Source organism: Streptomyces sp. NPDC002536, assembly GCF_053594995.1.
This window is the reverse complement of record NZ_JBSFWU010000037.1, coordinates 36,554-60,730: the sequence shown is the minus strand read 5'-3', so window position 1 is coordinate 60,730 and position 24,177 is coordinate 36,554. Positions and strand designations below refer to the sequence as shown.

At 71.8% G+C, this 24,177-nt stretch carries 24 protein-coding genes and 3 pseudogenes; 25 read left to right on the top strand and 2 right to left on the bottom strand.

The features are described from left to right. Positions 1 to 66: 66 nt before the first annotated feature. A pseudogene (locus tag ACWD4B_RS16310) lies at positions 67 to 1,350 on the top strand (ACT domain-containing protein); the annotation flags it as partial. Positions 1,351 to 1,426: 76 nt separating this feature from the next. Continuing rightward, positions 1,427 to 2,974 carry a signal recognition particle protein gene (ffh, locus tag ACWD4B_RS16305; protein WP_451421340.1) on the top strand — a complete coding sequence of 516 codons (1,548 nt, stop codon included), beginning with the start codon at positions 1,427 to 1,429 and terminating at the stop codon, positions 2,972 to 2,974. A gap of 51 nt (positions 2,975 to 3,025) precedes the next feature. Here the strand turns inward: ffh and ACWD4B_RS16300 are convergent, their stop codons facing one another. Then, positions 3,026 to 3,862: an SAM-dependent methyltransferase gene (locus ACWD4B_RS16300; RefSeq protein ID WP_391151749.1), complete on the bottom strand. Its 837-nt coding sequence runs from the start codon at positions 3,860 to 3,862 to the stop codon at positions 3,026 to 3,028. Positions 3,863 to 4,081: 219 nt separating this feature from the next. Here ACWD4B_RS16300 and proS point away from each other — a divergent pair, with 219 nt between their 5' ends. From proS to ACWD4B_RS16210, 18 genes and pseudogenes are all read left to right on the top strand, one after another. Beyond that, positions 4,082 to 5,497, top strand: a complete 1,416-nt coding sequence (gene proS, locus ACWD4B_RS16295) for a proline--tRNA ligase (RefSeq protein WP_451421339.1) — start codon at positions 4,082 to 4,084, stop codon at positions 5,495 to 5,497. A gap of 197 nt (positions 5,498 to 5,694) precedes the next feature. Next, positions 5,695 to 6,285, top strand: coding sequence for a hypothetical protein (locus ACWD4B_RS16290; protein WP_336415613.1), 591 nt, complete (start codon positions 5,695 to 5,697; stop codon positions 6,283 to 6,285). A gap of 206 nt (positions 6,286 to 6,491) precedes the next feature. Further along, a complete protein-coding gene (gene rpsP, locus ACWD4B_RS16285; protein WP_336415614.1) occupies positions 6,492 to 6,926 on the top strand; it encodes a 30S ribosomal protein S16 in 435 nt (144 codons plus the stop codon). 2 nt (positions 6,927 to 6,928) lie between these two features. After that, the gene (locus ACWD4B_RS16280; protein WP_004924853.1) at positions 6,929 to 7,168 is read left to right on the top strand and encodes an RNA-binding protein; all 240 of its coding nucleotides are present in this window, start codon (positions 6,929 to 6,931) and stop codon (positions 7,166 to 7,168) included. Between the two features lie 108 nt (positions 7,169 to 7,276). Next, positions 7,277 to 7,858 carry a ribosome maturation factor RimM gene (rimM, locus tag ACWD4B_RS16275; protein ID WP_451421338.1) on the top strand — a complete coding sequence of 194 codons (582 nt, stop codon included), beginning with the start codon at positions 7,277 to 7,279 and terminating at the stop codon, positions 7,856 to 7,858. Beyond that, positions 7,858 to 8,667: a tRNA (guanosine(37)-N1)-methyltransferase TrmD gene (gene trmD, locus ACWD4B_RS16270; protein ID WP_451421337.1), complete on the top strand. Its 810-nt coding sequence runs from the start codon at positions 7,858 to 7,860 to the stop codon at positions 8,665 to 8,667. The genes rimM and trmD overlap by 1 nt, the downstream gene beginning before the upstream one ends. A 131-nt stretch (positions 8,668 to 8,798) precedes the next feature. Next, positions 8,799 to 9,149, top strand: coding sequence for a 50S ribosomal protein L19 (rplS, locus tag ACWD4B_RS16265; protein WP_336415617.1), 351 nt, complete (start codon positions 8,799 to 8,801; stop codon positions 9,147 to 9,149). A gap of 45 nt (positions 9,150 to 9,194) precedes the next feature. After that, on the top strand, positions 9,195 to 10,025 hold the full coding sequence (gene lepB / locus ACWD4B_RS16260; RefSeq protein ID WP_451421336.1) for a signal peptidase I: 831 nt from the start codon (positions 9,195 to 9,197) through the stop codon (positions 10,023 to 10,025). Beyond that, positions 10,018 to 11,059 (top strand): annotated as a pseudogene (gene lepB / locus ACWD4B_RS16255) (signal peptidase I). Before lepB (ACWD4B_RS16260) ends, lepB (ACWD4B_RS16255) begins: the two are co-directional and overlap by 8 nt. Next, a complete protein-coding gene (gene lepB / locus ACWD4B_RS16250) occupies positions 10,983 to 11,960 on the top strand; it encodes a signal peptidase I (RefSeq protein WP_451421344.1) in 978 nt (325 codons plus the stop codon). The pseudogene lepB (ACWD4B_RS16255) and the gene lepB (ACWD4B_RS16250) overlap by 77 nt, the downstream one beginning before the upstream one ends. Positions 11,961 to 12,043: 83 nt before the next feature. Next, the gene (gene lepB / locus ACWD4B_RS16245) at positions 12,044 to 12,805 is read left to right on the top strand and encodes a signal peptidase I (protein ID WP_451421335.1); all 762 of its coding nucleotides are present in this window, start codon (positions 12,044 to 12,046) and stop codon (positions 12,803 to 12,805) included. Continuing rightward, on the top strand, positions 12,798 to 13,292 hold the full coding sequence (locus ACWD4B_RS16240) for an NUDIX hydrolase (protein ID WP_451421334.1): 495 nt from the start codon (positions 12,798 to 12,800) through the stop codon (positions 13,290 to 13,292). The genes lepB (ACWD4B_RS16245) and ACWD4B_RS16240 overlap by 8 nt, the downstream gene beginning before the upstream one ends. 39 nt (positions 13,293 to 13,331) lie before the next feature. Further along, entirely contained in the window at positions 13,332 to 13,640 is a 309-nt protein-coding gene (locus ACWD4B_RS16235) for a DUF2469 domain-containing protein (RefSeq protein ID WP_007821609.1), read from the top strand. Between the two features lie 87 nt (positions 13,641 to 13,727). Then, entirely contained in the window at positions 13,728 to 14,087 is a 360-nt protein-coding gene (locus ACWD4B_RS16230; protein ID WP_336415621.1) for a YraN family protein, read from the top strand. Then, on the top strand, positions 14,087 to 15,697 hold the full coding sequence (locus ACWD4B_RS16225) for a YifB family Mg chelatase-like AAA ATPase (protein WP_451421333.1): 1,611 nt from the start codon (positions 14,087 to 14,089) through the stop codon (positions 15,695 to 15,697). Before ACWD4B_RS16230 ends, ACWD4B_RS16225 begins: the two co-directional genes overlap by 1 nt. Next, positions 15,694 to 16,875 (top strand): DNA-processing protein DprA, encoded by a 1,182-nt coding sequence (gene dprA / locus ACWD4B_RS16220; RefSeq protein WP_451421332.1) that lies wholly within the window; start codon positions 15,694 to 15,696, stop codon positions 16,873 to 16,875. Before ACWD4B_RS16225 ends, dprA begins: the two co-directional genes overlap by 4 nt. A 234-nt stretch (positions 16,876 to 17,109) precedes the next feature. After that, positions 17,110 to 17,946, top strand: coding sequence for an RNA polymerase sigma factor WhiG (gene whiG, locus ACWD4B_RS16215; RefSeq protein WP_451421331.1), 837 nt, complete (start codon positions 17,110 to 17,112; stop codon positions 17,944 to 17,946). Positions 17,947 to 18,064: 118 nt separating this feature from the next. Then, positions 18,065 to 18,604: a TetR/AcrR family transcriptional regulator gene (locus ACWD4B_RS16210; protein WP_390776816.1), complete on the top strand. Its 540-nt coding sequence runs from the start codon at positions 18,065 to 18,067 to the stop codon at positions 18,602 to 18,604. Positions 18,605 to 18,850: 246 nt separating this feature from the next. Here the strand turns inward: ACWD4B_RS16210 and ACWD4B_RS16205 are convergent. Next, positions 18,851 to 19,249 (bottom strand): annotated as a pseudogene (locus ACWD4B_RS16205) (M23 family peptidase); the annotation flags it as partial. A gap of 295 nt (positions 19,250 to 19,544) precedes the next feature. Here ACWD4B_RS16205 and rpsB point away from each other — a divergent pair. The 5 genes from rpsB (at position 19,545) to ACWD4B_RS16180 (ending at position 24,169) form a co-directional block, all read left to right on the top strand. Continuing rightward, positions 19,545 to 20,405, top strand: a complete 861-nt coding sequence (gene rpsB, locus ACWD4B_RS16200; RefSeq protein ID WP_451421330.1) for a 30S ribosomal protein S2 — start codon at positions 19,545 to 19,547, stop codon at positions 20,403 to 20,405. Positions 20,406 to 20,578: 173 nt separating this feature from the next. After that, positions 20,579 to 21,415 carry a translation elongation factor Ts gene (tsf, locus tag ACWD4B_RS16195; RefSeq protein ID WP_451421329.1) on the top strand — a complete coding sequence of 279 codons (837 nt, stop codon included), beginning with the start codon at positions 20,579 to 20,581 and terminating at the stop codon, positions 21,413 to 21,415. Between the two features lie 164 nt (positions 21,416 to 21,579). Further along, positions 21,580 to 22,353 carry a UMP kinase gene (pyrH, locus tag ACWD4B_RS16190; RefSeq protein ID WP_336415626.1) on the top strand — a complete coding sequence of 258 codons (774 nt, stop codon included), beginning with the start codon at positions 21,580 to 21,582 and terminating at the stop codon, positions 22,351 to 22,353. Positions 22,354 to 22,532: 179 nt separating this feature from the next. Then, positions 22,533 to 23,090, top strand: coding sequence for a ribosome recycling factor (gene frr / locus ACWD4B_RS16185; protein WP_336415627.1), 558 nt, complete (start codon positions 22,533 to 22,535; stop codon positions 23,088 to 23,090). Beyond that, positions 23,090 to 24,169, top strand: a complete 1,080-nt coding sequence (locus tag ACWD4B_RS16180; RefSeq protein ID WP_336415628.1) for a phosphatidate cytidylyltransferase — start codon at positions 23,090 to 23,092, stop codon at positions 24,167 to 24,169. The genes frr and ACWD4B_RS16180 overlap by 1 nt, the downstream gene beginning before the upstream one ends. Positions 24,170 to 24,177: the final 8 nt, after the last annotated feature.

Genomic DNA, 24,177 nt, shown 5'->3' with positions numbered 1-24,177 from the left:
GTTCAGCGAAGCCGGTGATGCCGTCCTGGCCGTGCTTGACGTCGAGGTCGATGCCGATGAGGTGGTGCGGCCGCCGGACCGCTGCCGGTGCCCTGGCCCGCCGAGGCCCGGCAGCAGCTGGTCACGCTGCTGGGCGCCGGGGAGCCGGCGGTGGCCGTCTGGGAGGCGCTGGAGGCGGAGGGCGTCGTCGCACGGCTGCTGCCCGAGTGGGAGCACGTCCGCTGCCGCCCGCAGCGCAACCCCGTCCACCGCTGGACCGTCGACCGGCACCTCGTCGAGACGGCGGTGCAGGCCTCCGCCCTCGCCCGCCGCGTGGACCGGCCCGACCTGCTGCTCGTCGCCGCCCTGCTGCACGACATCGGCAAGGGCGGGCCCGGCGACCACTCCGAGGCGGGGGAGGCCCTCGCCCGCGGCGTCGCCGCCCGGCTCGGCCTCGGCGCCGCCGACACGGACGTCCTCGGCACGCTCGTCCGCCACCACCTGCTGCTCGCCGAGACGGCCACCCGCCGCGACCTCGACGACCCGGCCACCGTCCGCACGGTCACCGACGCGGTCTCCACCGCCGGGACGCTGGAGCTGCTGCACGCCCTCACCGAGGCCGACGCCCGCGCCACGGGACCGGCAGCCTGGAACCCCTGGCGGGCCTCGCTCGTGGACGGCCTCGTCCGCCGCACCGCCGCCGCGCTCGCGGGCGCCCCGCTCACGGACCGCCGGGAGCGCGAGGCCCCGACGGCCGAGCAGGAGCGCCGCGCCGCCGAGGCGCTCGGCGCGGGCGGGCCCGTCGTCACCCTGGCCGAAGAGCCCGTCGGCGTCGAGGTGTTGATGGCCGTCCCCGACCGGCCGGGCGTCCTGCCCGCGGCGGCCGGCGTGCTGGCCCTGCACCGGCTGACGGTGCGGGCCGCGGAGCTGCGGACGGTCCGGGGCGTGCTGCTCCTCGACTGGCGGGTCGCCGCCGAGTACGGCTCCCTGCCGGAGGCGGCCCGGCTGCGCAACGACCTCGTGCGGTCCCTGGACGGCTCGCTCGACGTCGCCGCACGCCTGGCCGAGCGCGAGGCGGCGTACGCGAAGAGACGCAGGCCCGCCCCCGCGCCCCCGCGTGTGACGGTCGCGCCCGGGGGCTCGCGCGCGGCGACGGTCCTGGAGGTGCGGGCCCAGGACGCCCCGGGCCTGCTGCACCGGATGGGCCGCGCGCTGGACGCGGCGGGGGCGCGGGTGCGCAGTGCGTACGTCAGCACGCTGGGTGCCAGCGTGGTGGATGCGTTCTATGTGACGGGGGCGGACGGGCGGGCGCTGCCCGAGGACGAGGCCCTCGCACTGGCCGCCGGAATGCAAGAGACGCTGGGCGGCTGACCGCACCGGGGGCGTGCGGATACCCTTGGGGGTCAGCCGCCGACTCGAGCCTCGACCAGAAGGATCCGCGACCACCGTGTTCGATACCCTCTCCGACCGCCTCGCAGCGACGTTCAAGAACCTCCGGGGCAAGGGGCGCCTCTCCGAGGCGGACATCGACGCCACCGCGCGCGAGATCCGCATCGCCCTGCTCGAGGCCGATGTCGCGCTGCCCGCCGTCCGTGCCTTCATCAAGCAGGTCAAGGAGCGGGCCCTCGGCGCCGAGGTCTCCCAGGCCCTGAACCCCGCCCAGCAGGTCATCAAGATCGTCAACGAGGAGCTCATCGGCATCCTCGGCGGCGAGACCCGCCGGCTGCGCCTCGCCAAGACGCCCCCGACCGTCATCATGCTCGCCGGTCTGCAGGGTGCCGGTAAGACGACGCTCGCCGGAAAGCTCGGCCTCTGGCTGAAGAACCAGGGCCACGCCCCGCTGCTCGTCGCCTGTGACCTCCAGCGCCCCAACGCCGTCAACCAGCTCTCGGTCGTCGCCGAGCGGGCCGGCGTCGCGGTCTTCGCGCCGGAGCCGGGCAACGGCGTGGGCGACCCGGTGCAGGTCGCCAAGAACTCCGTCGAGTTCGCCCGCTCCAAGCAGCACGACGTCGTGATCGTCGACACCGCCGGCCGCCTCGGCATCGACGCCGAGATGATGCAGCAGGCCGCGGACATCCGCGACGAGGTGCAGCCGGACGAGATCCTCTTCGTCGTCGACGCGATGATCGGCCAGGACGCGGTCAACACCGCCGAGGCCTTCCGCGACGGCGTCGGCTTCGACGGCGTCGTGCTCTCCAAGCTCGACGGCGACGCCCGCGGCGGTGCCGCGCTGTCGGTCGCGCACGTGACCGGCAAGCAGGTCATGTTCGCCTCCAACGGCGAGAAGCTGGACGACTTCGACGCGTTCCACCCGGACCGCATGGCGTCCCGCATCCTCGGCATGGGCGACATGCTCAGCCTCATCGAGAAGGCCGAGCAGACCTTCAGCCAGGACGAGGCCGAGAAGATGGCGGCCAAGCTGGCGAAGGGGCCGAAGGAGTTCACGCTCGACGACTTCCTGTCGCAGATGGAGCAGGTCCGCAAGATGGGCTCCATCAGCAAGCTGCTCGGCATGCTCCCGGGCATGGGCCAGATGCGGGACCAGATCAACAACCTCGACGAGCGCGACGTGGACCGCACCGCCGCGATCATCAAGTCGATGACCCCGGCCGAGCGCCAGGACCCGACGATCATCAACGGCTCCCGCCGCGCCCGTATCGCCAAGGGTTCCGGCGTGGACGTCAGCGCCGTCAAGAACCTGGTCGAGCGGTTCTTCGACGCCCGCAAGATGATGTCCCGCATGGCCCAGGGCGGCGGCATGCCCGGGATGCCCGGCCTGCCGGGCATGGGCGGCGGCGCGGGCCGCAAGAAGAAGCAGGTCAAGCAGGCCAAGGGCAAGCGGCAGTCGGGCAACCCGATGAAGCGCAAGGCCGAGGAGCAGGCCGCCGCCGAGCGCCGCGCGCAGCAGCCGGCGAGCCCGTTCGGCCTGCCGGCCGGCGGCCAGGACGGCCAGGACTTCGAACTCCCCGAGGAATTCAAGAAGTTCATGAAGTGAGGTTGCGGGCGCCCGCGGTTGCGGGCGCCCCTGCCCCGCCAGGGCCGGGCCCTAGTGGTGCGCCACCAGATACCGGAACACATTCGGCATCCACACCGTGCCGTCGTGCCGCAGATACGGGTGCAGCGCCTCGGCCAGTTCCTTGGCCACCTGCTCCTCGTCCGTGGCCCGCTCGGCCGCGTCGAAGGCGCCGGTGGAGAGCAGTCCGCGGATGGCGCTGTCCATGCCGGCATATCCGTACGGGCAGGCCACCCGCCCCGAACCGGCGGGCCGCAGACCCGCCGCCCGGGCCAGCTCCTCCAGGTCGTCGCGGCCGCTGGGCCGCCACCGGGCGGGCGCGCACATGGGGTCCGCGAGCCGGGCCGCGACCCGGAACGCCCCCGATGCGGCACAGCGCTCCGGCGGCCCCCACCCGGCCAGCACGACGGGTGCCCCGCGCTCGGCGAGGCCCGCAGCGCGGACGAGCTCCGGCACACCGACGCCGGGACCGCCGCCCGTCGGGCAGAGCGGACCGAAGGCGGTGACGAGGGTGAACGGCCCGTCGCCGGGCCGCCGTACGGCCTCCGGGCCGCCCGGCCGCAGCCGGGCACCGGACGCACAGGCGCCGGGTGCGCCCTCCGGCAGCAGCCGGTCGCGGGCCAGTTCCAGCCGGTACGGGTCGTGTTCGGTGCCCCACACCTCGGCGCCGCGGGCGGCGGCCATCAGCAGGGCGAGGCCCGAGCCGCAGCCGAGGGCGAGCAGCCGGGTGCCGGGTCCGGTCTCCAGCCGTTCGTAGACCGCCTCGTAGAGCGGCACCAGCATCCTTTCCTGGATTTCCGCCCAGTCGCGGGCCCGGGTGTCGGGCGAGGTCGAGGACGGCCGGTGCCGCCGAGCGAGCGTTGGTGTCATCGAATGCGCCCCAATCCGCCGAGAGCCGTGTCCACGTCCGAAAAGCCGCCCCCATGTGTGGTGCCGTGCGCGCTGCTGCGAAAGCCCCCCGATGCCAGAGAACTCCGCTTCCGTCCCCGAGTCCAGGGGCTGTGGGGAGAACGTTCGGGGGGCCGGACGGGCGGGGTTGCGGAGAGATGGATTCACACTCGGCGTGACGCGCCCCGTACCATTCCCACCATGGCAAAGGCTCCCATTCTCACTCCCCGTGCGGAAGACTTCCCGCGCTGGTACCAGGACTTGATCAACAAGGCCGAGCTGGCCGACAACGGCCCGGTGCGCGGCACCATGGTCATCCGACCGTACGGCTATGGGCTCTGGGAGCGCATGCAGCAGGAGATGGACGCCCGGATCAAGGACGCGGGCGCCTCCAACGCGTACTTCCCGCTCTTCATCCCGCAGTCCTACCTGACGAAGGAGGCGGAGCACGTCGAGGGCTTCGCCCCCGAGCTCGCGGTCGTCACGCACGGCGGCGGCAAGGAGCTGGACGAGCCGGTCGTCGTCCGGCCGACCTCCGAGACGATCATCAACGAGTACTTCTCCAAGTGGGTGCAGAGCTACCGCGACCTGCCCCTGCTGATCAACCAGTGGGCGAACGTGGTGCGTTGGGAGATGCGCCCGCGCGTCTTCCTGCGCACCAGCGAGTTCCTCTGGCAGGAGGGCCACACGGCCCACGCCACCTACGAGGACGCCCGCGACTACGCCGCCCGCATCCACCGCGACGTCTACTACGACTTCATGGTCAACGTCCTGGGCATCGACGTGGTGCTCGGCCGCAAGACGCCCAAGGAGCGCTTCGCGGGCGCGATCAACACCCTCACCCTCGAAGGCATGATGGGCGACGGCAAGGCGCTGCAGATGGGCACCAGCCACGAGCTCGGCCAGAACTTCGCCAAGGCGTTCAACACCTCGTACCTGTCGAAGGACGGGCAGCAGGAGCTCGTCTGGCAGACCTCCTGGGGCGTCTCGACCCGCATGGTCGGCGGTCTGATCATGTCGCACGGCGACGACAGCGGCCTGCGCGTCCCGCCGCGGCTGGCGCCGGTCCAGGCCGTCGTCCTGGCGATCAAGGGCGATGAGGCCGTGCTCGCCAAGGTCCGCGAGATCGGCGACGTGCTCAAGGCCGCGGGCGTCCGCGTGCAGGTCGACGACCGCACCGACACCCCCTTCGGCCGCCGCGCCGTGGACTGGGAGCTCAAGGGCGTGCCGGTCCGCATCGAGATCGGCCCGCGCGACCTGGAGAACGGCACCGCGATGCTGGCCCGCCGCATCCCGGGCGGCAAGGAGCCGGTGCGCATCGACGAGCTGGCCGCGCTGCTGCCGAAGGTTCTGGAAGAGGACCAGGAGCTGCTGCTGCGCCAGTCGCGCGAGCGCCGCGAGTCCCGTACGACGGACGTGAAGACGATCGACGAGGCGGCCGAGGCTGCCATCGCCGGCGGCTGGGCGCGGATCCCGTGGTCGGTGCTGGGCACGGACGGCGAGGCCGAGCTGGCCGAGCAGGCCGTGACGGTGCGCTGCCTGGTGAACGAGGACGGCTCGGTGCCGGACTCGGACGACGCGGCGGGCGCCCTGGCGATCGTCGCGCGCGCCTACTGAGGCGCCGTGCGGTGAGCGCGTGAGCGCTTACTGATGCGTCAGTACGTCCCACCTTGCGAACAGGTGCGCGGGTTCTCCACAGTTCTGCGCACCCGCCCTCGTCAGGGTGTATGAGGCGGGAAACTGACTGGTACGTGCAAAATATTTGGGATGGCCCGGTATCGGAACACCGGGCCGTCCCTGCTCGTTGTCACGACGTGAGCACGACACCACCTGTACTCGCCGCAGAGCTGGCGCAGGCGTGGGCCGACATTCAGCGGTACCACCCCGAGCTGCCGGATCTAGCCGCGCCCGAATCGTTGATCGGGGAGTCGTCGTCCGCCTGTGGCGCCGAGCTCTCCTTCGAAAGGCTGCTGCACGAGGCAGTGCACGGCATCGCGGCCGCCCGCGGTGTCCGGGACACGTCACGCGCCGGCCGCTACCACAACCGCCGGTTCCTGGCGATCGCGGAGGAGCTCGGGCTCGACCACAGCGAGGAGCCGCATCCCAGCAGCGGCTTCTCCCTGGTCGCGCTCAACCCGGAGGCGCGCAAGCGCTACCGCCCCACCATCGACAGACTCCAGCGGGCCCTCAAGGCGCACACGGTCGCCACGGCGGCCGACACCACCCGTACCTTCCGGGGTCCGGCGGCCCGGCACGGCTCGTCCGGCGGCGGGGTGCGCGTGAAGGCGGTCTGCGACTGCGGGCGCAACGTCCGGGTCGTGCCCTCCGTGCTCGCGCAGGCGCCGATCATGTGCGGCGGCTGCGGTCAGCCGTTCCGCATTCCCGAGGCCGTTTCCGTCGGCTGAGGCGGATCCGGGCCGGTCACGGGGCGCGGCCGGCCGATCCGGGTCGGCCGCCCCCGGCCGGTATGGCACAATGGGGGGCTGTACTCGACAGTCGCACAGGACCCCTCTCTCCTCCGGCTGACGCGTCCATCGGGCACCCGAGTACCGCAACCCCACGTGGCATCTTGTTGTGCCCAACCACGTCAAGACCAGGAGACACCACTTCCGTGGCAGTCAAGATCAAGCTGAAGCGTCTGGGCAAGATCCGTTCGCCTCACTACCGCATCGTCATCGCCGACTCCCGCACCCGCCGTGACGGCCGGGCCATCGAGGAGATCGGTCTGTACCACCCGGTGCAGAACCCCTCGCGCATCGAGGTCGACAGCGAGCGTGCCCAGTACTGGCTGAGCGTCGGCGCCCAGCCGACCGAGCCCGTGCTGGCCATCCTCAAGGTCACCGGCGACTGGCAGAAGTTCAAGGGTCTGCCGGCCCCGGCCCCGATGCTCGTGGCCGAGCCGAAGGACAAGCGCGCCGCGTTCGAGGCCTTCACCAAGGCCCTCGAGGCGAACGACGCGAAGGGTGAGGCCATCACCCCGAAGGCCAAGAAGTCGGAGAAGAAGGACGAGGCCGCCGAGGCCGAGTCCGCGTCGACCGAGGCCTGAGGATGCTCGAGGAGGCCCTTGAGCACCTCGTGAAGGGCATCGTCGACAACCCCGACGACGTGCAGGTCGCCTCGCGCAACCTGCGCCGCGGGCGCGTGCTGGAGGTCCGGGTCCACCCCGACGACCTTGGCAAGGTGATCGGCCGCAACGGCCGCACCGCGCGTGCACTGCGAACCGTCGTGGGCGCCATCGGCGGCCGGGGCATCCGCGTCGACCTCGTCGACGTGGACCACGTTCGCTGAGCAAGCGATTGAGCACCGGCACGGGCCGGGAAGGGTTCTCCTTCCCGGCCCGTTGTCGCGTTCGTACGGAAATTTCGAGTACGGGACTTTTTGAGTGAGGACAGGATCGTGCAGCTCGTAGTCGGCAGGATCGGCCGCGCCCACGGGATCAAGGGCGAGGTCACCGTTGAGGTGCGTACGGACGAGCCCGAGCTGCGGCTCGGACCCGGGGCCGTGCTGGCCACCGACCCGGCCGGTACGGGGCCGCTCACCATCGAGTCCGGCCGGGTACACAGCGGCCGGCTGCTGCTCCGCTTCGCCGGCGTGGGCGACCGCACCGCCGCCGAGGCGCTGCGCAACACCCTCCTGATCGCCGAGGTCGACCCGGACGAGACGCCGGAGGACCCCGAGGAGTTCTACGACCACCAGCTGATGGACCTTGAGGTCGTCACCGTCGACGGCACGGTCGTCGGCCGGATCACGGAGATCTCCCACCTGCCCTCGCAGGACCTGTTCATCGTCGAGCGCCCCGACGGCGGCGAGGTCATGATCCCGTTCGTCTCCGAGATCGTCACGGAGATCGACCTGGACGCCCAGCGCGCGGTCGTCGACCCGCCGCGCGGGCTGCTCGACGGCGCCGATGCCGAGGTCGCGAGCTCCCGCGAAGAGGGCTCCGCCGAGGAGAGCCCCCGCGAGGAGGGTGACGCCTGATGCGCCTCGACGTCGTCACGATCTTCCCCGAGTACCTCGAACCGCTGAACGTCTCGCTCGTCGGCAAGGCCCGCGCCCGCGGGCAGCTGGACGTGCGCATCCACGACCTGCGCAGCTGGACGCACGACAAGCACAACACCGTCGACGACACCCCCTACGGCGGCGGCCCCGGCATGGTGATGAAGCCCGAGCCGTGGGGCGAGGCGCTCGACGAGATCATCGCCTCGGGGGACGGGGCACCCGTGATCGTGGTGCCCACCCCGAGCGGCAGGCCGTTCACCCAGGAGCTGGCCGTCGAGCTCTCCGGGAAGCCGTGGCTGGTCTTCACCCCGGCCCGCTACGAGGGCATCGACCGCCGCGTCATCGAGGAGTACGGCGACCGCGTCGACGTGCGCGAGGTCTCCATCGGCGACTACGTGCTGGCCGGCGGCGAGGCCCCGGTCCTGGTGATGGTCGAGGCCGTCGCCCGGCTGCTGCCCGGCGTGCTGGGCAACGCCGAGTCGCACCGCGACGACTCCTTCGCGCCCGGCGCCATGGCCGACCTGCTGGAGGGCCCGGTCTACACCAAGCCCCCGGAGTGGCGCGACCGCGGCATCCCGGACGTCCTGGTCAGCGGCCACCACGGGAAGATCGCCCGCTGGCGCCGCGACGAGGCGCTGCGCCGGACGACCGCCAACCGGCCCGACCTGATCGAGCGGGCCGACCCGGCGGCGTTCGACAAGAAGGACCGCGAAATGCTCTCGATCCTGGGCTGGGCCCCGGGCGAAGACGGCCGATTTGGGCGACTGGGCCAGGCCGTGGAAGAATGAGCCGTTGCCTTGCGTCCGGCGTGCGCCCCTGCCACAGGGGGAACGACGCCGCCCGCCGCTCCGGCACGATTTTCGACTTTCCAGAACCGTTCCGCCGATGACCTGTGGCATTGGCGAGGAAGCAGACTCGTATGTCCTCCCTGCTCGACAACGTCAACGCCGCGTCGCTGCGCACCGACGTCCCCGCCTTCCGTCCCGGTGACACCGTGAACGTCCACGTTCGCGTCATCGAGGGCAACCGCTCCCGCATCCAGCAGTTCAAGGGTGTCGTCATCCGCCGCCAGGGCGCGGGCGTCAGCGAGACCTTCACGGTCCGCAAGGTCTCCTTCTCCGTCGGCGTCGAGCGCACCTTCCCGGTGCACAGCCCGATCTTCGAGAAGATCGAGCTCGTGACCCGCGGTGACGTCCGTCGCGCCAAGCTGTACTACCTCCGTGAGCTGCGCGGCAAGGCCGCGAAGATCAAGGAGAAGCGCGACAACTGAACTGCTCGCCGGCGTTCCGACCGGGCCGGATAGGATTTCGGCCCGATGGACACCGACGCACAGTTCGCACAGCTTCCGGAGCGCGACCACTCTCCAGACCCCGTCGAGGGGGAGGAGCAGGGGTCGCGCTCCGCGCATGTCCGGGGCTCCTCTCCGCTGCGCGCCCTGCGGGAGTGGGCGACGGGCGGCGGTCCGCTGCGCCGGGCCGTGCTGCTGCTGGCCTGCTGCATGGTGTTCGTGCTCCTGGTCAGCAGCTATCTGGTGCAGCCCTTCCTGATCCCGAGCGGCTCGATGGAGAACACGCTCCGGATCGGCGACCGGGTGCTCGTCAACAAGCTCGCCTACCGCTTCGGTGACACGCCCCGCCGCGGCGACGTGATCGTCTTCGACGGCACCGAATCCTTCGTCCAGGACCCGCCCGCCGAGAACCCCGTGACGGCGGTGATCCGCAAGGCGGGGTCGTCCGTGGGCCTGATGACGCCGGCGGGGACGGACTACGTCAAGCGGGTCGTGGGCATCGGCGGCGACCGCGTCACCTGCTGCGACAAGCGCGGGCTGTTGCAGGTCAACGGCCATCCGGTGCTGGAGGAGGGCTATCTCCACCCCGGCGACGCCCCGTCCCGGGTACCGTTCGACATCGTGGTGCCGGAGGGAAAGCTCTGGGTCATGGGGGATCACCGAGACGACTCCCGTGACTCTCGTGATCATTTGGGGGAGCCCGGCGGGGGCACGGTCCCCGTGGACCGGGTCATAGGACGTGCCGACTGGATCGGCTGGCCGTTCGGCCGGATCCGCTCGCTGCCGAGGACCGGCGCCTTCGACGGCGTGCCGGTTCCGGGGCCGGGGACCGCCCACGGCGGTATGCCGCATGGGTAGCCACAGTCGTACCGCCGCGAGGGGACGCGGCAGGGCGGCGGGGCGTGCGGCCGAGGAGCCCGTACCGGAAGGGCGGGCCGCACGGCGGAAGGCCGCGCGGCGGGTCGTACGGCGCAGGCGCCGGGCCACGATCCGGGAGGTGCCGGTCCTCATAGCGGTGGCGCTGCTGATCGCGCTGGTGCTCAAGACCTTCCTGGTGCAGGCGTTCGTCATCCCGTCCGGTTCCATGGAGCAGACCATCCGGATCGGCGACCGGGTGCTCGTCGACAAGCTGACGCCCTGGTTCGGGTCCACGCCGCACCGCGGCGACGTGGTGGTCTTCAAGGACCCGGGCGGCTGGCTGGAGGGCGAGCAGACGCACACGGGACAGGATCCGGTGGGCATCCGCCAGATCAAGCAGGGGCTGACGTTCATCGGCCTGCTGCCGTCCGCCGACGAGCAGGACCTGATCAAGCGGGTGATCGGCACCGGCGGCGATACGGTCAAGTGCTGCGACAAGGACGGCAAAATCACGGTCAACGGAACGCCGTTGGACGAGCCGTACATCCACCCGGGCAACCCGCCGTCCCAGATCCGCTTCGAGGTGAAGGTCCCTCGGGGGCGGCTGTTCGTCATGGGGGACCACCGGTCCAATTCGGCCGATTCCCGCTTCCATCTGGACGAGGCCGGGCAGGGGACCGTACCGGAGAACCTGGTGGTCGGGCGGGCGATCGTGATCGCCTGGCCGTTCGGTCACTGGAGCCGGCTGGCCGAACCCGGCGGATTTTCGTCGGTCGGGGACGCGCCGCGGGCGGGAGCGCGCGCGGAGGCCCCGGAGCATAGGGTGTCCCCCACGGATCAGGAAGGATTGATCCGGCTCCCGACCCCTGCGGAACTCCCGCTCGTTATGGGAGTGGTGGGCCTGCGTCGTATGTACGACAGGCGGCAGCGTGGAGTGAGGAGTGGATTGTGGGGGATTTGGCGGTCGGCGCCCGGTCCGGTCACGGAGAGCCCGAGAAGCGGCCCGGCGGGCCGGACGGGTCATCGAGGGGTGACGCGTCCGATGAGGCCATGTCCCAGGCAGCGGTCGGACCGGCCGGGCCGGAGCACGACGAGGTGACGTCCGGGGAGGAGCCCGGGCGGGCGGCCGGCCGGGGTGCGAACAGCATGGTGCCCAAGAAACAACGATCCTTCTGGAAGGAGCTGCCGATCCTGGTCGGCATCGCTCTCGTCCTCGCGCTCATCATCAAGACCTTCCTGGTGCAGGCGTTCTCGATCCCCTCGGAGTCGATGCAGAACACCCTGCAGCGCGGCGACCGGGTGCTGGTCGACAAGCTCACGCCGTGGTTCGGATCGAAACCCGAGCGCGGCGAGGTCGTCGTCTTCCACGATCCCGGCGGCTGGCTCGGCGAGACCCCCCAGCAGGACAACGGCCCGATCGCGGGCGGCCTGCAGAAGGTGCTCAGCTTCATCGGCCTGATGCCCTCGGCCGAGGAGAAGGACCTCATCAAGCGGGTCATCGCGACCGGCGGCGACACCGTCGAGTGCAAGGGCAACAACGACCCGGTGGTCGTCAACGGCAAGCCGCTCAGCGAGCCGTACATCTTCCCGGGCAACACGCCCTGCGGGGACAAGCCGTTCGGCCCGATCAAGGTCCCCAAGGGCCGGATCTGGGTCATGGGCGACCACCGCCAGGACTCCCTCGACTCCCGCTACCACCAGGAGCTGGACAAGTACCAGGGCACGGTCTCGGAGGACGAGGTCGTCGGGCGCGCCATCGTCGTCGCCTGGCCGCTGAACCGCTGGTCCACGCTGCCGGTGCCGGACACCTTCAGCCAGCCGGGGCTGAGCGCGGCCGCCGCTACGGCGCCGCCCGCCCTCGGGCTGGCGGGCGCGGTGCCGCTGGTGCTGTGGCGCCGCCGCCGGATCGTCGGGAAGGCCGCGCAGAAGGGCTGACCGGCGCCGGTACCCCCGGGTAGGGTGCGATTCCATGCCGCCGCGGGCGGAGGGATGCGGATCCGAGGCACACGGGGGTCGCGATGAGCACAGCGGGACGTACGGGCGAGGGCCACGGCCGCGCGGGCAGGGTACTGTCCGGGCTGGCCGTGGCCCTCGGCTGTGTGCTCTTCCTGGGCGGTTTCGCCTGGGGCGCGTTCCTGTACCGGCCGTACACGGTGCCCACCGACTCCATGGCCCCGACCATCGGCCGGGACGACCGGGTGCTCGCCCAGCGCATCCACGGCGGCGACGTGCGCCGCGGGGACGTGGTCGTCTTCCGGGACAAGGTCTGGGGCGACGTGCCGATGGTCAAGCGGGTCGTCGGGGTGGGCGGGGACACCGTCGCGTGCTGCGACAAGCAGGGGCGGCTGACGGTCGACGGCCGGTCCATTGACGAGCCCTACCTCGGTACCGAGGGGCCGGCTTCGCCCACCGGCTTCTCGGCCACCGTCCCGGAGGGCCAGCTCTTCCTGCTGGGCGACCACCGCACCGACTCCCTCGACTCCCGGTACCACCTCACCGACCCCGGCCACGGCACGGTGCCGCGCGACGCCGTCCGGGCGCGCGTCGACGCCACGGCCTGGCCGGCGTCAGGCTGGGGCATGCTCGGCCGCCCGGCGTCCTTCGCCGCGCTCCCGGGCGGCACCTCGCAGCCCGGACCGCTGCCGCAGGTGGTGACCGCCGTGATCGCCGGCGCCGTGCTCATCCTGGGAGGTGCGGCGTACGGTCCCGTCGCGCGCCGGGCGGAGGGCCGGGCGGCGCGGCGGGAGAAGCACGAGAGGGCGGTGGCGTCCCATGGCTGAGCACGACGCGCTCCGCAGGGCGGCCCGGGTGGTGCTGCTCGACCGGCAGGACCGCATCCTGCTGCTGCACGGCTACGAACCGGACGACCCCTCCGACACCTGGTGGTTCACCCCGGGCGGCGGGCTGGAGGGCGCCGAGGACTGGGCGGAGGCGGCGCGCCGGGAACTGGCCGAGGAGACCGGGATCACCGAGATCGACCTGGGCCCGGTGCTCTGGCGGCGCATCTGCTCCTTCCCGTTCGACGGGCGACGCTGGGACCAGGACGAGTGCTATTTCCTGGCCCGGACGGACCAGGAGCCCGACTGGACCGGCGGCGGGACGGAGCTGGAGCGGCGGAGCCTCACGGGTCTGCGGTGGTGGACCTGCGAGGAACTGCTCGCGACCCGTGAGACGGTGTATCCGACCAGGCTCGCCGAGCTGCTGCAGAGGCTGCTCGACGAGGGTCCCCCGAGCTCACCGGTGCGCCTGGAGACGGAGCGCGCCTGAAGCACAATGGGGGGACGCACGGCTGAAGGGGAACATGCCATGAGCGCCGAGGACCTCGAGAAGTACGAGACCGAGATGGAGCTGAAGCTCTACCGGGAGTACCGCGACGTCGTCGGACTGTTCAAATACGTGATCGAGACCGAGCGGCGTTTCTACCTCACGAACGACTACGAGATGCAGGTCCACTCCGTGCAGGGAGAGGTCTTCTTCGAGGTCTCGATGGCCGACGCGTGGGTCTGGGACATGTACCGGCCGGCCCGGTTCGTGAAGCAGGTACGGGTGCTCACGTTCAAGGACGTGAACATCGAGGAGCTGAACAAGACCGACCTCGACCTCCCGGGAGGGTGACGGGGTTTTCCACAATCGCCGGGTTGTCCACCAAGATCCAACAGTTTCCGGCGCAGGCGTCACTCTCGGTGCGGGAGGTGGTGCCGAATGGACGCTCGACGAGCGCTCGGACGCTACGGGGAGGACCTGGCGGTGCGCCGGCTGGCCGCGGCCGGGATGACGGTGGTGGCGCGGAACTGGCGGTGCCGCGAGGGCGAGCTGGACATCGTGGCCCGTGATGCGGACGCCCTGGTCGTGTGCGAGGTGAAGACCCGCAGGGCCGGGCGGTACGAGCATCCGCTGGCGGCCGTGCGGCCGGGCAAGGCCGGCCGGCTGAGACTGCTGGCCGAGCGCTGGCTGGAGCGGCACGGCGGGCCGCCGCCGGGCGGTGTGCGGATCGACGTGGTGGGCGTGACCGTCCCCGACCGCGGTGCACCCGTGGTGGAGCACGTCAGGGGGGCGGCCTGATGGGTTTCGCCCGTACCTGCTCGGTCGCCCTGGTCGGGGTCGAGGGCGTCGTGGTCGAGGTCCAGGCCGGCCTGGAGCCCGGCGTCGCGGCCTTCACCCTGGTCGGCCTGCCCGACAAGAGCCTGGTCGAGTCGAAGGACCGGGTCAGGGCGGCCGTGGTCAACTCCGGTGCCGAATGGCCGCAGAAGAAGCTCACCGTGGGTCTCAGCCCGGCCTCCGTCCCCAAGGGCGGCAGCGGCTTCGACCTCGCCGTGGCCTGCGCCGTCCTGGGCGCGGCCGAGCGCGTGGATCCGCGCGCCATCGCCGATCTGATGCTGATCGGCGAGCTGGGCCTCGACGGCCGGGTCCGCCCGGTCCGGGGCGTCCTCCCAGCGGTGCTGGCCGCGGCCGACGCGGGCTACCGGCACGTCGTCGTCCCCGAGGCCACGGCCGCCGAGGCGGCGCTGGTGCCCGGGATCTCGGTCCTCGGGGTGCGCAGCCTGCGCCAGGTCATCGCCGTCCTGGCCGACGAGCCGGTGCCCGAGGAGGACGAGAGCCTGCCGGGCGAGGGCCACCCGGATCCCGTGATGGCCGGGCTTCTCCTGCCGGGAGCCGCCCTGGGCGTGCCCGTGTCGGACGCCCTCGACCGGCCCGACCTGGCGGAGGTCGCCGGGCAGCACCGCGCCCGCCGGGCCCTGGAGGTGGCCGCCGCCGGGCGCCACCACCTTCTCTTTCACGGGCCGCCCGGAGCAGGCAAAACGATGTTGGCCGAGCGGCTGCCCGGGCTGCTGCCTCCCCTCACCCGTCAGGAGTCACTGGAGGTGACGGCGGTGCACTCGGTGGCCGGGGTGCTTCCGCCGGGGCAACCCCTCATCGACCGCGCGCCGTTCTGCGCGCCCCACCACTCCGCCTCCATGCCGTCCCTGGTCGGCGGGGGTTCGGGGATGCCGCGGCCAGGGGCGGTGTCGCTGGCGCACCGGGGCGTGCTGTTTCTGGACGAGGCCCCGGAGTTCCCCGGGCGGGTGCTCGATGCACTGCGGCAGCCCCTCGAATCCGGTCACGTGGTCATCGCCCGCTCGGGCGGGGTGATGCGCCTCCCGGCCCGCTTCCTGCTCGCGCTGGCCGCCAATCCCTGCCCGTGCGGCCGGCACGGCATGACGGGGGACGGCTGCGACTGTCCGCCGCGGGTGATCAGGCGTTATCTCGCCCGGCTCTCCGGGCCGTTGATGGACCGTGTGGACTTGAGGGTGACGGTCGAGCCGGTGGCCCGCTCCGAGCTGACCGGCCCGGGCACCGCCGAGCCGACCGCCGTGGTCGCCTCCCGGGTGCTCGCCGCGCGCGAGCGGGCTGCCGACCGGTACGCGGGCACGCCGTGGCGCACCAACAGCGAGGTGCCCGGGCACGAGCTGCGCACGCGCTGGCGTGCCGGTCCGGGCGCGCTGGCCGAGGCCGAGCGGGACATGGAGCGAGGCCTGCTGACGGCCCGTGGGCTGGACCGGGTGCTCCGGGTGGCCTGGACCGTGGCCGACCTCGCCGGTCACGACCGCCCCGACGCCGAAGACGTCGCCCAGGCCCTGGAGCTGCGCACGGGCATCCAGCGGGGCGCGGTCCTGGCGGGAGGACGGCCGTGACGGGTCCCGGCCGGGACGAGCGGCTGGCGCGGGCGGCGCTGACGCGGCTGACCGAGCCCGGCGACGAGACCGTCGGCCGGTGGCTGCGGCAGATGGGGCCCGTGGGGCTGGTGCGAGGGCTGACGGGCAACGGGCCACCGCCGAAGGGCGCCCGGGAGGAGCGGCTGGCCGGTTGCCGGGCCCGTGCCGAGATGCTCGACCCCGTGGCCGACCTCGCCACCGTCGCCCGGCTCGGCGGCCGCTTCCTCTGCCCCGGCGACCTCGAATGGCCCGGACAGCTGGACGACCTGGGCGACGCCCGGCCCATCGGCCTGTGGGTGCGCGGGAGTCCGGGCGTGCGGACGTGGGCGCTGCGCTCCGTGGCGGTGGTCGGCGCCCGGGCCTGCACCGGCTACGGCTCCCATGTGGCGGCCACCCTGGGCGCAGGGCTCGCGGAGCGCGGCTGGGTCGTCGTGTCCGGGGCGGCCTACGGGGTCGACGGCGCCGCCCACAGGGGAGCGCTCGCCGCCGACGGGGCGACGGTGGCGGTGCTGGCCTCGGGGGTGGACGTGCCCTATCCGCGCGGGCACACCGAGTTGCTGGACCGCATCGCGGAACAGGGGCTGCTGCTGGCCGAGTTGCCCCCGGGCGGGCACCCGACGCGCAGCAGGTTCGTACTGCGGAACCGGGTCATCGCGGCCCTGACGCGCGGCACCGTGGTCGTCGAGGCCGAGTACCGCAGCGGATCGCTCGTCACGGCGCGGCGGGCGCAGGAGCTGGGCCGGCACACCATGGGCGTGCCCGGGCCCGTCACGTCGGGGCTCTCGGCCGGGGTGCACGAACTGCTGCGCGAGGGCGCGTGCCTGGTGTCCGACGCCGACGACGTCGCCGAGCTTGTTGGCGGCATGGGGGAGCTGGCACCGCTGCGCCGGGGGCCGGTGGTGGCCCGGGACCTGCTCGACCCCGAGGCGGCCAGAGCACTGGAGGCGGTGCCTGCGCGCGGGGGCGCGCAGGCCCGCGCGATCGCCCGCGAGGCAGGGATGGGACGGGAGCAAACCCTGGGCCGACTCTACGAGCTCCAGGCCCTGGGATTCGTGGAACGGCAGGGTGATCTCTGGCAGTTGGCTGCCGCCGCGTCAACATCCGGCACCCCCAAGCCCCCCGGACGGCATGCCGGTGTGCGGCGAGGCGGTGCTTGACCTGGGGTGATCGGGTGAAAGGGTGAAGAGGACGACCGCTGCGGCCCTATGACGGGCCCTTGCCGTCGCGGGCGCCCCGCGGCCGTCGCCGTGACGTGCGGTCCGCGGAACGTATCTGCGCACACCGAAGGGGTCTCCTCGCGCACCGCAGTCCTCCAGTCACGCTACGCTCACGGGATTCCAGCCATCCGCACCACCCGATCCACGTCACAGCAGAACGGCTCAAGACGACGCATGCACCGGCACACCTCGGGTTCCGACCGCGCGGCGGCACCTCCCGCGGCCCGCGGCGCCGTGCGCCCGCCCGCGCCCGCCACGCTCGACGAGCTGTGGCAGGCGTACAAGACCTCGGGCGACGACCGGCTGCGGGAGCAACTGATCCTCCACTACTCGCCGCTGGTGAAGTACGTGGCGGGGCGCGTCAGCGTGGGCCTGCCGCCCAACGTCGAGCAGGCGGACTTCGTCTCGTCCGGAGTCTTCGGACTCATCGACGCCATCGAGAAGTTCGACCCCGCGCGGTCGATCAAGTTCGAGACGTACGCCATCACCCGGATCCGCGGTGCCATGATCGACGAACTGCGCGCGCTGGACTGGATCCCGCGTTCGGTCCGGCAGAAGGCGCGGGCCGTCGAGCGTGCGTACGCCACCCTGGAGGCCGCCCTGCACCGCACGCCCACCGAGGTCGAGGTGGCGGCGGAGATGGGCATTCCGATCGACGAACTGCACTCCGTCTTCAGTCAGTTGTCGCTGGCCAACGTGGTGGCCCTGGAGGAGCTGCTACACGCGGGCGGCGAGGCCGGCGACCGGCTGAGCCTGATGGACACGCTGGAGGACACCACCGCCGACGACCCCGTCGAGGTCGCGGAGGACCACGAGCTGCGCCGCCTGCTGGCCCGTGCCATCAACACCCTTCCCGACCGGGAGAAGACGGTGGTGACCCTCTATTACTACGAGGGCCTCACCCTCGCCGAGATCGGCCACGTGCTCGGCGTCACGGAGAGCAGGGTCAGCCAGATCCACACCAAGTCCGTGCTCCAGCTGAGGGCCAAGCTGGCGGACGTGGGACGCTGAATCGTCCCTCCAATTCCTCCTTCCTTTTCCTCCCTCCAACGTCGTCCCCCGCAGGGCCGGTCCGTAGAGTGGAGCCGTGCCCAGGATTCGAGCGGCCTCAGTGGCCGAGCACCGGACCATGCAGCGCGGCGCCCTGCTCGACGCCGCCCGCTCCCTGCTGTCCGAAGGTGGTACGGAGGCGCTGACCTTCCCCGCCCTCGCCGAGCGCACCGGGCTCGCGCGGTCCTCCGTCTACGAGTACTTCCGCTCGCGCGCGGCCGTGGTCGAGGAGCTGTGCGCGGTCGACTTCCCCGTCTGGGCCGCCGAGGTCGAAGCCGCGATGGAGCGCGCCGCCACCCCCGAGGACAAGATCGAGGCCTATGTGCGCCGGCAGCTGGCGCTCGTCGGCGACCGCCGGCACCGGGCCGTGGTCGCCATCTCCGCGGGCGAGCTGGACGCCGGTGCCCGCGAGAAGATCCGCGCCGCGCACGGCGGGCTGATCGCCATGGTCGTGGAGGCCCTCCAGGTGCTGGGCCACGAGCAGCCCCGGCTGGCCGCGATGCTGCTCCAGGGCGTCGTCGACGCCGCGGTGCGCCGCATCGAGCTCGGTGCGGCCGAGGACCCCGGGCACATCACCGAAGCCGCCGTCTCCATGGCCCTGCGGGGCGTCCGCGGCTGAGGCCGCGGCCGCACTCTCCAGGCTTCCCGTCAGCGGCAGCAGCCGCGACGGCGGGCGCCGCAGCATCCACGGCGGCAGCAGGCTCAGCGGGTCGAGATAGACGTCCCCGCGCAGCAGGCCCCAGTGCAGGCAGCCGGCCGGGCTGGGGGTACCTCCCACGCCGTTCAGGCAGTGGGGGCGGGAGGGGGCGGCGTCCAGCACCCCCACCACCTGGCCCGCCGCCACGTGGTCGCCCTCGTGCACCGTCGCCCGCACCGGTTCGTACGTCGTCCGCAGGGGCGGGCTGCCGGTCCCGTCCAACTCCACCGACAGCACTCCGCGGCCCGCGACCGTGCCCGTGAAGGACACCCTGCCCGGCGCGGCAGCCCGCACCGGGGCTCCTGCGCGGGCGCCGAGATCCACCCCGCGGTGCCCGGCCGCCCAGCGCACCGGGGGCGGCTCCCAGCCCCGCACCACCAGCGGCCGGCCGCCCCGCGCTCCCGCCACGGGCCAGGCCCGGTCCGCGCTGCGGCCGGCCGGAGCCGCCCGCCGCAGCGTCGCGTCGGCGGGCGGGGCGCAGATACAGAGCGCCACCGCCAGACAGAAGAAGAGGCAGAGGAGACGGAGGAGACCGGGAACGTGCCGTCGCACGTGGTGCCATCGCATGTGCCCACGGTGACGGAGCGCGGCGGATTGCGGGGATCATGACCGGGTTCTGTGGACTACTCGCGGGTTGTGCACAACGCCGTCACCCGGGCCTTCTCCGGTCCCGTACACTTCTCATGGCGATCCGGGTCACCGGGTCGACTTCGCACGCCCCGCCACCGGTCTCCCGGTGGACGTGTCCCTCGGTCCGACGATCTCCTGTGCCTGCACGGAGTGTCACGGCTGGCGCGTCGGGGCGTCAGGAGCGGCGGCCGGCCGGCCGCCGTGGAAACCGAGTATCTCAAGGAGCGCGGCCATGGCCGTCGTCACGATGCGGGAGCTGCTGGAGAGCGGCGTCCACTTCGGTCACCAGACCCGTCGTTGGAACCCGAAGATGAAGCGTTTCATCTTCACGGAGCGCAACGGCATCTACATCATCGACCTGCTCCAGTCGCTGTCGTACATCGACCGCGCCTACGAGTTCGTCAAGGAGACCGTCGCGCACGGCGGCTCCATCATGTTCGTCGGTACGAAGAAGCAGGCCCAGGAGGCCATCGCCGAGCAGGCGACCCGCGTCGGCATGCCCTACGTGAACCAGCGCTGGCTGGGCGGCATGCTCACCAACTTCTCGACCGTCTACAAGCGCCTGCAGCGCCTGAAGGAGCTCGAGCTCATCGACTTCGAGGACGTGGCCGCCTCCGGCCTCACCAAGAAGGAGCTCCTGGTCCTCTCCCGCGAGAAGGCCAAGCTGGAGAAGACCCTCGGCGGCATCCGCGAGATGCAGAAGGTCCCGAGCGCCGTCTGGGTCGTCGACACCAAGAAGGAGCACATCGCCGTCGGTGAGGCGCGCAAGCTCCGCATCCCGGTCGTCGCCATCCTCGACACCAACTGCGACCCGGACGAGGTCGACTACAAGATCCCGGGCAACGACGACGCCATCCGCTCCGTCACCCTGCTCACCCGCGTGATCGCCGACGCCGTCGCCGAGGGCCTCATCGCCCGCTCCGGTGTCGCCACCGAGGGCAAGGGCGAGAAGGCCGCCGCCGAGCCGCTGGCCGAGTGGGAGCGCGACCTGCTCGAGGGCGAGAAGAAGGCCGACGAGCCCGCCGCCGAGGCTGCTGCCGAGCCCGCCGCCGCCGAGGCCGAGAAGCCGGCCGCGGACGCCGAGCAGGCCTGACCCTCCGCACCGCACCGTGGGGGCCCTGTGCCCCCGCGGTGTCCCGGTGGATCCACGGCCGGATCCCGTCCGTTGGACGGGGCCCGGTCGTTGTGGTGACCTCAAGACGGACCAGCCCAAGCCCGGAGCCCAGGGCCCGGGACCAGGCGTAGTGCACGAGAAGGATTCTAAGGATGGCGAACTTCACCGCCGCTGACGTCAAGAAGCTCCGCGAGCTCACCGGCGCCGGCATGATGGACTGCAAGAAGGCGCTCGACGAGGCCGAGGGTGTCCTCGAGAAGGCCGTCGAGATCGTCCGCGTCAAGGGCCTGAAGGGCGTGGCCAAGCGCGAGAGCCGCACCACCGAGAACGGTGCGGTCGTCTCGAGCATCGCCGCCGACAACACCTCCGGTGTCATCGTCGAGCTCAAGTGCGAGACCGACTTCGTCGCCAAGGGCGAGAAGTTCGTGGCCGTCGCCGAGGCCCTGGCCGCCCACGTCGCCAAGACCGCTCCGGCCGACGTCGAGGCCCTGATGGCCTCCGAGATCGAGGCCGGCAAGACCGTCCAGGCGTTCGTGGACGAGGCCAACGCCACCCTCGGCGAGAAGATCGTCGTGGACCGCTTCGCCGTCTTCGGCGACGGCTACGTCTCCGCGTACATGCACCGCACCGCCGCGGACCTGCCGCCGCAGGTCGGCGTGCTGGTCGAGCTGGACAAGGAGAACGCCGAGGTCGCCAAGGACGTCGCGCAGCACATCGCCGCCTTCGCGCCGAAGTTCCTCTCCCGCGACGCCATCCCGGCCGATGTCGTGGACAACGAGCGCCGCGTCGCCGAGGCCACCGCTCGCGAGGAGGGCAAGCCCGAGGCCGCCCTGCCGAAGATCGTCGAGGGTCGCGTCACCGGCTTCTTCAAGGAGCAGGTCCTGCTGGACCAGCCCTTCGCCAAGGACAACAAGAAGACCGTCCAGAAGATCCTGGACGAGGCCGGTGTCACGCTGAAGCGCTTCGCGCGCATCCGCGTCGGCGCCTGAGCCGCCCGGCAGGACAGCGAACGACCTGCGACCCGCTAGGGTCGTATGCAGCCGACCGTCCACCAGTCGGCCGCTGATGTGACGAGGAGGCCATTGCCGCAGAGGGATTCGAAGAGAACCCGTCCGGCAATGGCCTTCTTCGTATGTGCACGAGGAGATTTCCAATGAATCAGGGTGCGGACGCCACGCAGGCCGCCGACAACAGCGCCATCAAGGGCACACGCCGGTTCCTGCTGAAACTGTCAGGTGAGGCCTTCTCCGGCGGCGGCGGGCTCGGCGTCGACCCCGATGTCGTGCACGCCATCGCCCGTGAGATCGCGGCCGTGGTCCGCGAGGGCTACGAGATCGCCGTCGTCATCGGCGGCGGCAACTTCTTCCGTGGCGCCGAGCTCCAGCAGCGCGGCATGGACCGGGCCCGCTCGGACTACATGGGCATGCTCGGCACCGTGATGAACTCCCTCGCCCTCCAGGACTTCCTGGTCAAGGAAGGCGTCGAGACGCGGGTGCAGACCGGCATCACCATGGGCCAGGTCGCCGAGCCGTTCATCCCGCTGCGCGCCGTGCGCCACCTGGAGAAGGGCCGCGTCGTGATCTTCGGCGCGGGCATGGGCATGCCCTACTTCTCCACGGACACCACCGCCGCCCAGCGCGCCCTGGAGATCCACGCCGAGGCGATCCTCATGGGCAAGAACGGCGTCGACGGAATCTACGACTCCGACCCCAAGAAGAACCCCGACGCGGTCAAGTTCGACGCGCTGGAGTACGGCGAGGTGCTCGCCCGCGGCCTCAAGGTCGCCGACGCCACGGCCATCAGCCTGTGCATGGACAACAAGCTGCCGATCCTCGTCTTCGAGCTGCTCGCCGAGGGCAACATCGCCCGTGCGGTCAAGGGTGAGAAGATCGGCACGCTCGTGAGCGACCAGGGCTCGCGGGACTGAGAGCCCGCACGGCCGCCCGTACCGCCCGCCGACGGCCTCGGCGGGTCCGGGGCGGCAACTCCGTGCCGCGGGAAGACCCTCGGCACGGGGATGGACAACTGCCTGCCGGTCGGACACCGTGCAGGAGAAGACGCGCGCAGGGGCGAGGCTCTGCTTACTGATAACACCAGGAGCAAGTGGTGATCGAAGAGATCCTCCTCGAGGCCGAGGAGAAGATGGAGAAGGCCGTTGTGGTCGCCAAGGAGGACTTCGCGGCGATCCGCACCGGGCGTGCGCACCCCGCGATGTTCAACAAGATCGTGGCCGACTACTACGGTGCACTGACGCCGATCAACCAGCTGGCGTCGTTCTCGGTGCCCGAGCCGCGCATGGCCGTCGTCACGCCGTTCGACAAGACCGCGCTGCGCAACATCGAGCAGGCGATCCGCGACTCGGACCTGGGCGTCAACCCGAGCAACGACGGCAACATCATCCGTGTGACGTTCCCCGAGCTCACCGAGGAGCGCCGCCGCGACTACATCAAGGTGGCCCGGGGCAAGGGCGAGGACGCGAAGGTCTCGATCCGCTCCGTGCGCCGCAAGGCCAAGGACGCCCTGGACAAGCTCGTCAAGGACAAGGAGTCCGGCGAGGACGACGTGCGCCGCGCCGAGAAGGAGCTCGACGACACCACCGCGAAGTACGTCGCGCAGGTGGACGAGCTGCTCAAGCACAAGGAATCCGAGCTCCTCGAGGTCTGATGAACGACGCATCCTGGGGAGCTCCGCCGCACATGGGACACCGGTGGTCCCCCGACGGGGGTCCCTCCGGCCCGGCGGGTCCTCTGCACGAGGCGGGCGCGGCGGCGCAGACTCGCCCCATGCCCATCGTGCCCGACGCAGGCGGAGACCAGGACGACCGTGAGCAGGGTGCCGCTCATGTCGGCGGCCCCCTGTTCCGCGATGAACAGGAGCCCGACATCCGGCCTCAGGAGCCCGCCGCCCCCCAGGCGGCGCAGGCGGGGAAGAAGAGCGCGGGCCGGGACCTGCGGGCCGCGATAGGGGTCGGGATCGGCCTCGGCGCGGTCATCCTCGCCTCCCTGTTCGTCTACAAGCCCGTCTTCCTCGGCGTGATCGTGCTCGCCGTGGTGGTCGGACTGTGGGAGCTGACCTCCCGGCTCGCGGAGCGGAAGGGCATCAAGGCCCCCCTGGTGCCGCTGGCGATCGGCGGCGCGGCGATGACGGTCGCGGGCTACGTCAACGGGGCCGAGGGCGCGTGGGTGGCCATGGCCTTCACGGCGCTCGCGGTGCTCGTCTGGCGGATGACGGAGCCGCCGGACGACTACCTCAAGGACGTCACCGCCGGCCTCTTCGCGGCCTTCTACGTGCCGTTCCTGGCGACCTTCGTGGCGCTGATGCTGGCCGCGGGGGACGGCGCCTGGCGGGTGCTGACCTTCCTGATCCTGACGGTGGTCAGCGACACCGGTGCCTACGCGGTGGGCTGGCGGTTCGGCAAGCACAAGCTGGCACCGCGCATCAGCCCCGGCAAGACCCGCGAGGGCCTGGCCGGTGCGGTGGCGTTCGCGATGGTGGCGGGCGCGCTGTGCATGCAGTTCCTGATCGACGACGGCGTCTGGTGGCAGGGCCTGCTGCTGGGCCTCGCGGTCGCGGTCAGCGCCACCCTGGGCGACCTGGGTGAGTCCATGATCAAGCGGGACCTGGGCATCAAGGACATGGGCGCCCTGCTGCCGGGGCACGGCGGGATCATGGACCGGCTGGACTCCCTGCTGCCGACCGCGCCGGTGGTCTGGCTGCTGATGGTGGTCTTCGTCGGCTCCTGAGCTGCACT

Excerpts from the sequence above, each read along its gene's own strand:
- whiG (WP_451421331.1), top strand. The coding sequence starts at position 17,110 with ATGCACCGGCACACCTCGGGTTCCGACCGCGCGGCGGCACCTCCCGCG.
- ACWD4B_RS16210 (WP_390776816.1), top strand. The coding sequence starts at position 18,065 with ATGCAGCGCGGCGCCCTGCTCGACGCCGCCCGCTCCCTGCTGTCCGAA.
- lepB (WP_451421336.1), top strand. The coding sequence starts at position 9,195 with ATGGACACCGACGCACAGTTCGCACAGCTTCCGGAGCGCGACCACTCT.
- trmD (WP_451421337.1), top strand. The coding sequence starts at position 7,858 with ATGCGCCTCGACGTCGTCACGATCTTCCCCGAGTACCTCGAACCGCTG.
- proS (WP_451421339.1), top strand. The coding sequence starts at position 4,082 with ATGGCAAAGGCTCCCATTCTCACTCCCCGTGCGGAAGACTTCCCGCGC.
- lepB (WP_451421335.1), top strand. The coding sequence starts at position 12,044 with ATGAGCACAGCGGGACGTACGGGCGAGGGCCACGGCCGCGCGGGCAGG.
- ACWD4B_RS16180 (WP_336415628.1), top strand. The coding sequence starts at position 23,090 with ATGAACGACGCATCCTGGGGAGCTCCGCCGCACATGGGACACCGGTGG.
- rpsB (WP_451421330.1), top strand. The coding sequence starts at position 19,545 with ATGGCCGTCGTCACGATGCGGGAGCTGCTGGAGAGCGGCGTCCACTTC.
- pyrH (WP_336415626.1), top strand. The coding sequence starts at position 21,580 with ATGAATCAGGGTGCGGACGCCACGCAGGCCGCCGACAACAGCGCCATC.
- ACWD4B_RS16225 (WP_451421333.1), top strand. The coding sequence starts at position 14,087 with ATGGGTTTCGCCCGTACCTGCTCGGTCGCCCTGGTCGGGGTCGAGGGC.
- tsf (WP_451421329.1), top strand. The coding sequence starts at position 20,579 with ATGGCGAACTTCACCGCCGCTGACGTCAAGAAGCTCCGCGAGCTCACC.
- ACWD4B_RS16235 (WP_007821609.1), top strand. The coding sequence starts at position 13,332 with ATGAGCGCCGAGGACCTCGAGAAGTACGAGACCGAGATGGAGCTGAAG.
- rplS (WP_336415617.1), top strand. The coding sequence starts at position 8,799 with ATGTCCTCCCTGCTCGACAACGTCAACGCCGCGTCGCTGCGCACCGAC.
- ACWD4B_RS16280 (WP_004924853.1), top strand. The coding sequence starts at position 6,929 with ATGCTCGAGGAGGCCCTTGAGCACCTCGTGAAGGGCATCGTCGACAAC.
- ACWD4B_RS16300 (WP_391151749.1), bottom strand. The coding sequence starts at position 3,862 with ATGACACCAACGCTCGCTCGGCGGCACCGGCCGTCCTCGACCTCGCCC.
- ACWD4B_RS16230 (WP_336415621.1), top strand. The coding sequence starts at position 13,728 with ATGGACGCTCGACGAGCGCTCGGACGCTACGGGGAGGACCTGGCGGTG.
- ACWD4B_RS16240 (WP_451421334.1), top strand. The coding sequence starts at position 12,798 with ATGGCTGAGCACGACGCGCTCCGCAGGGCGGCCCGGGTGGTGCTGCTC.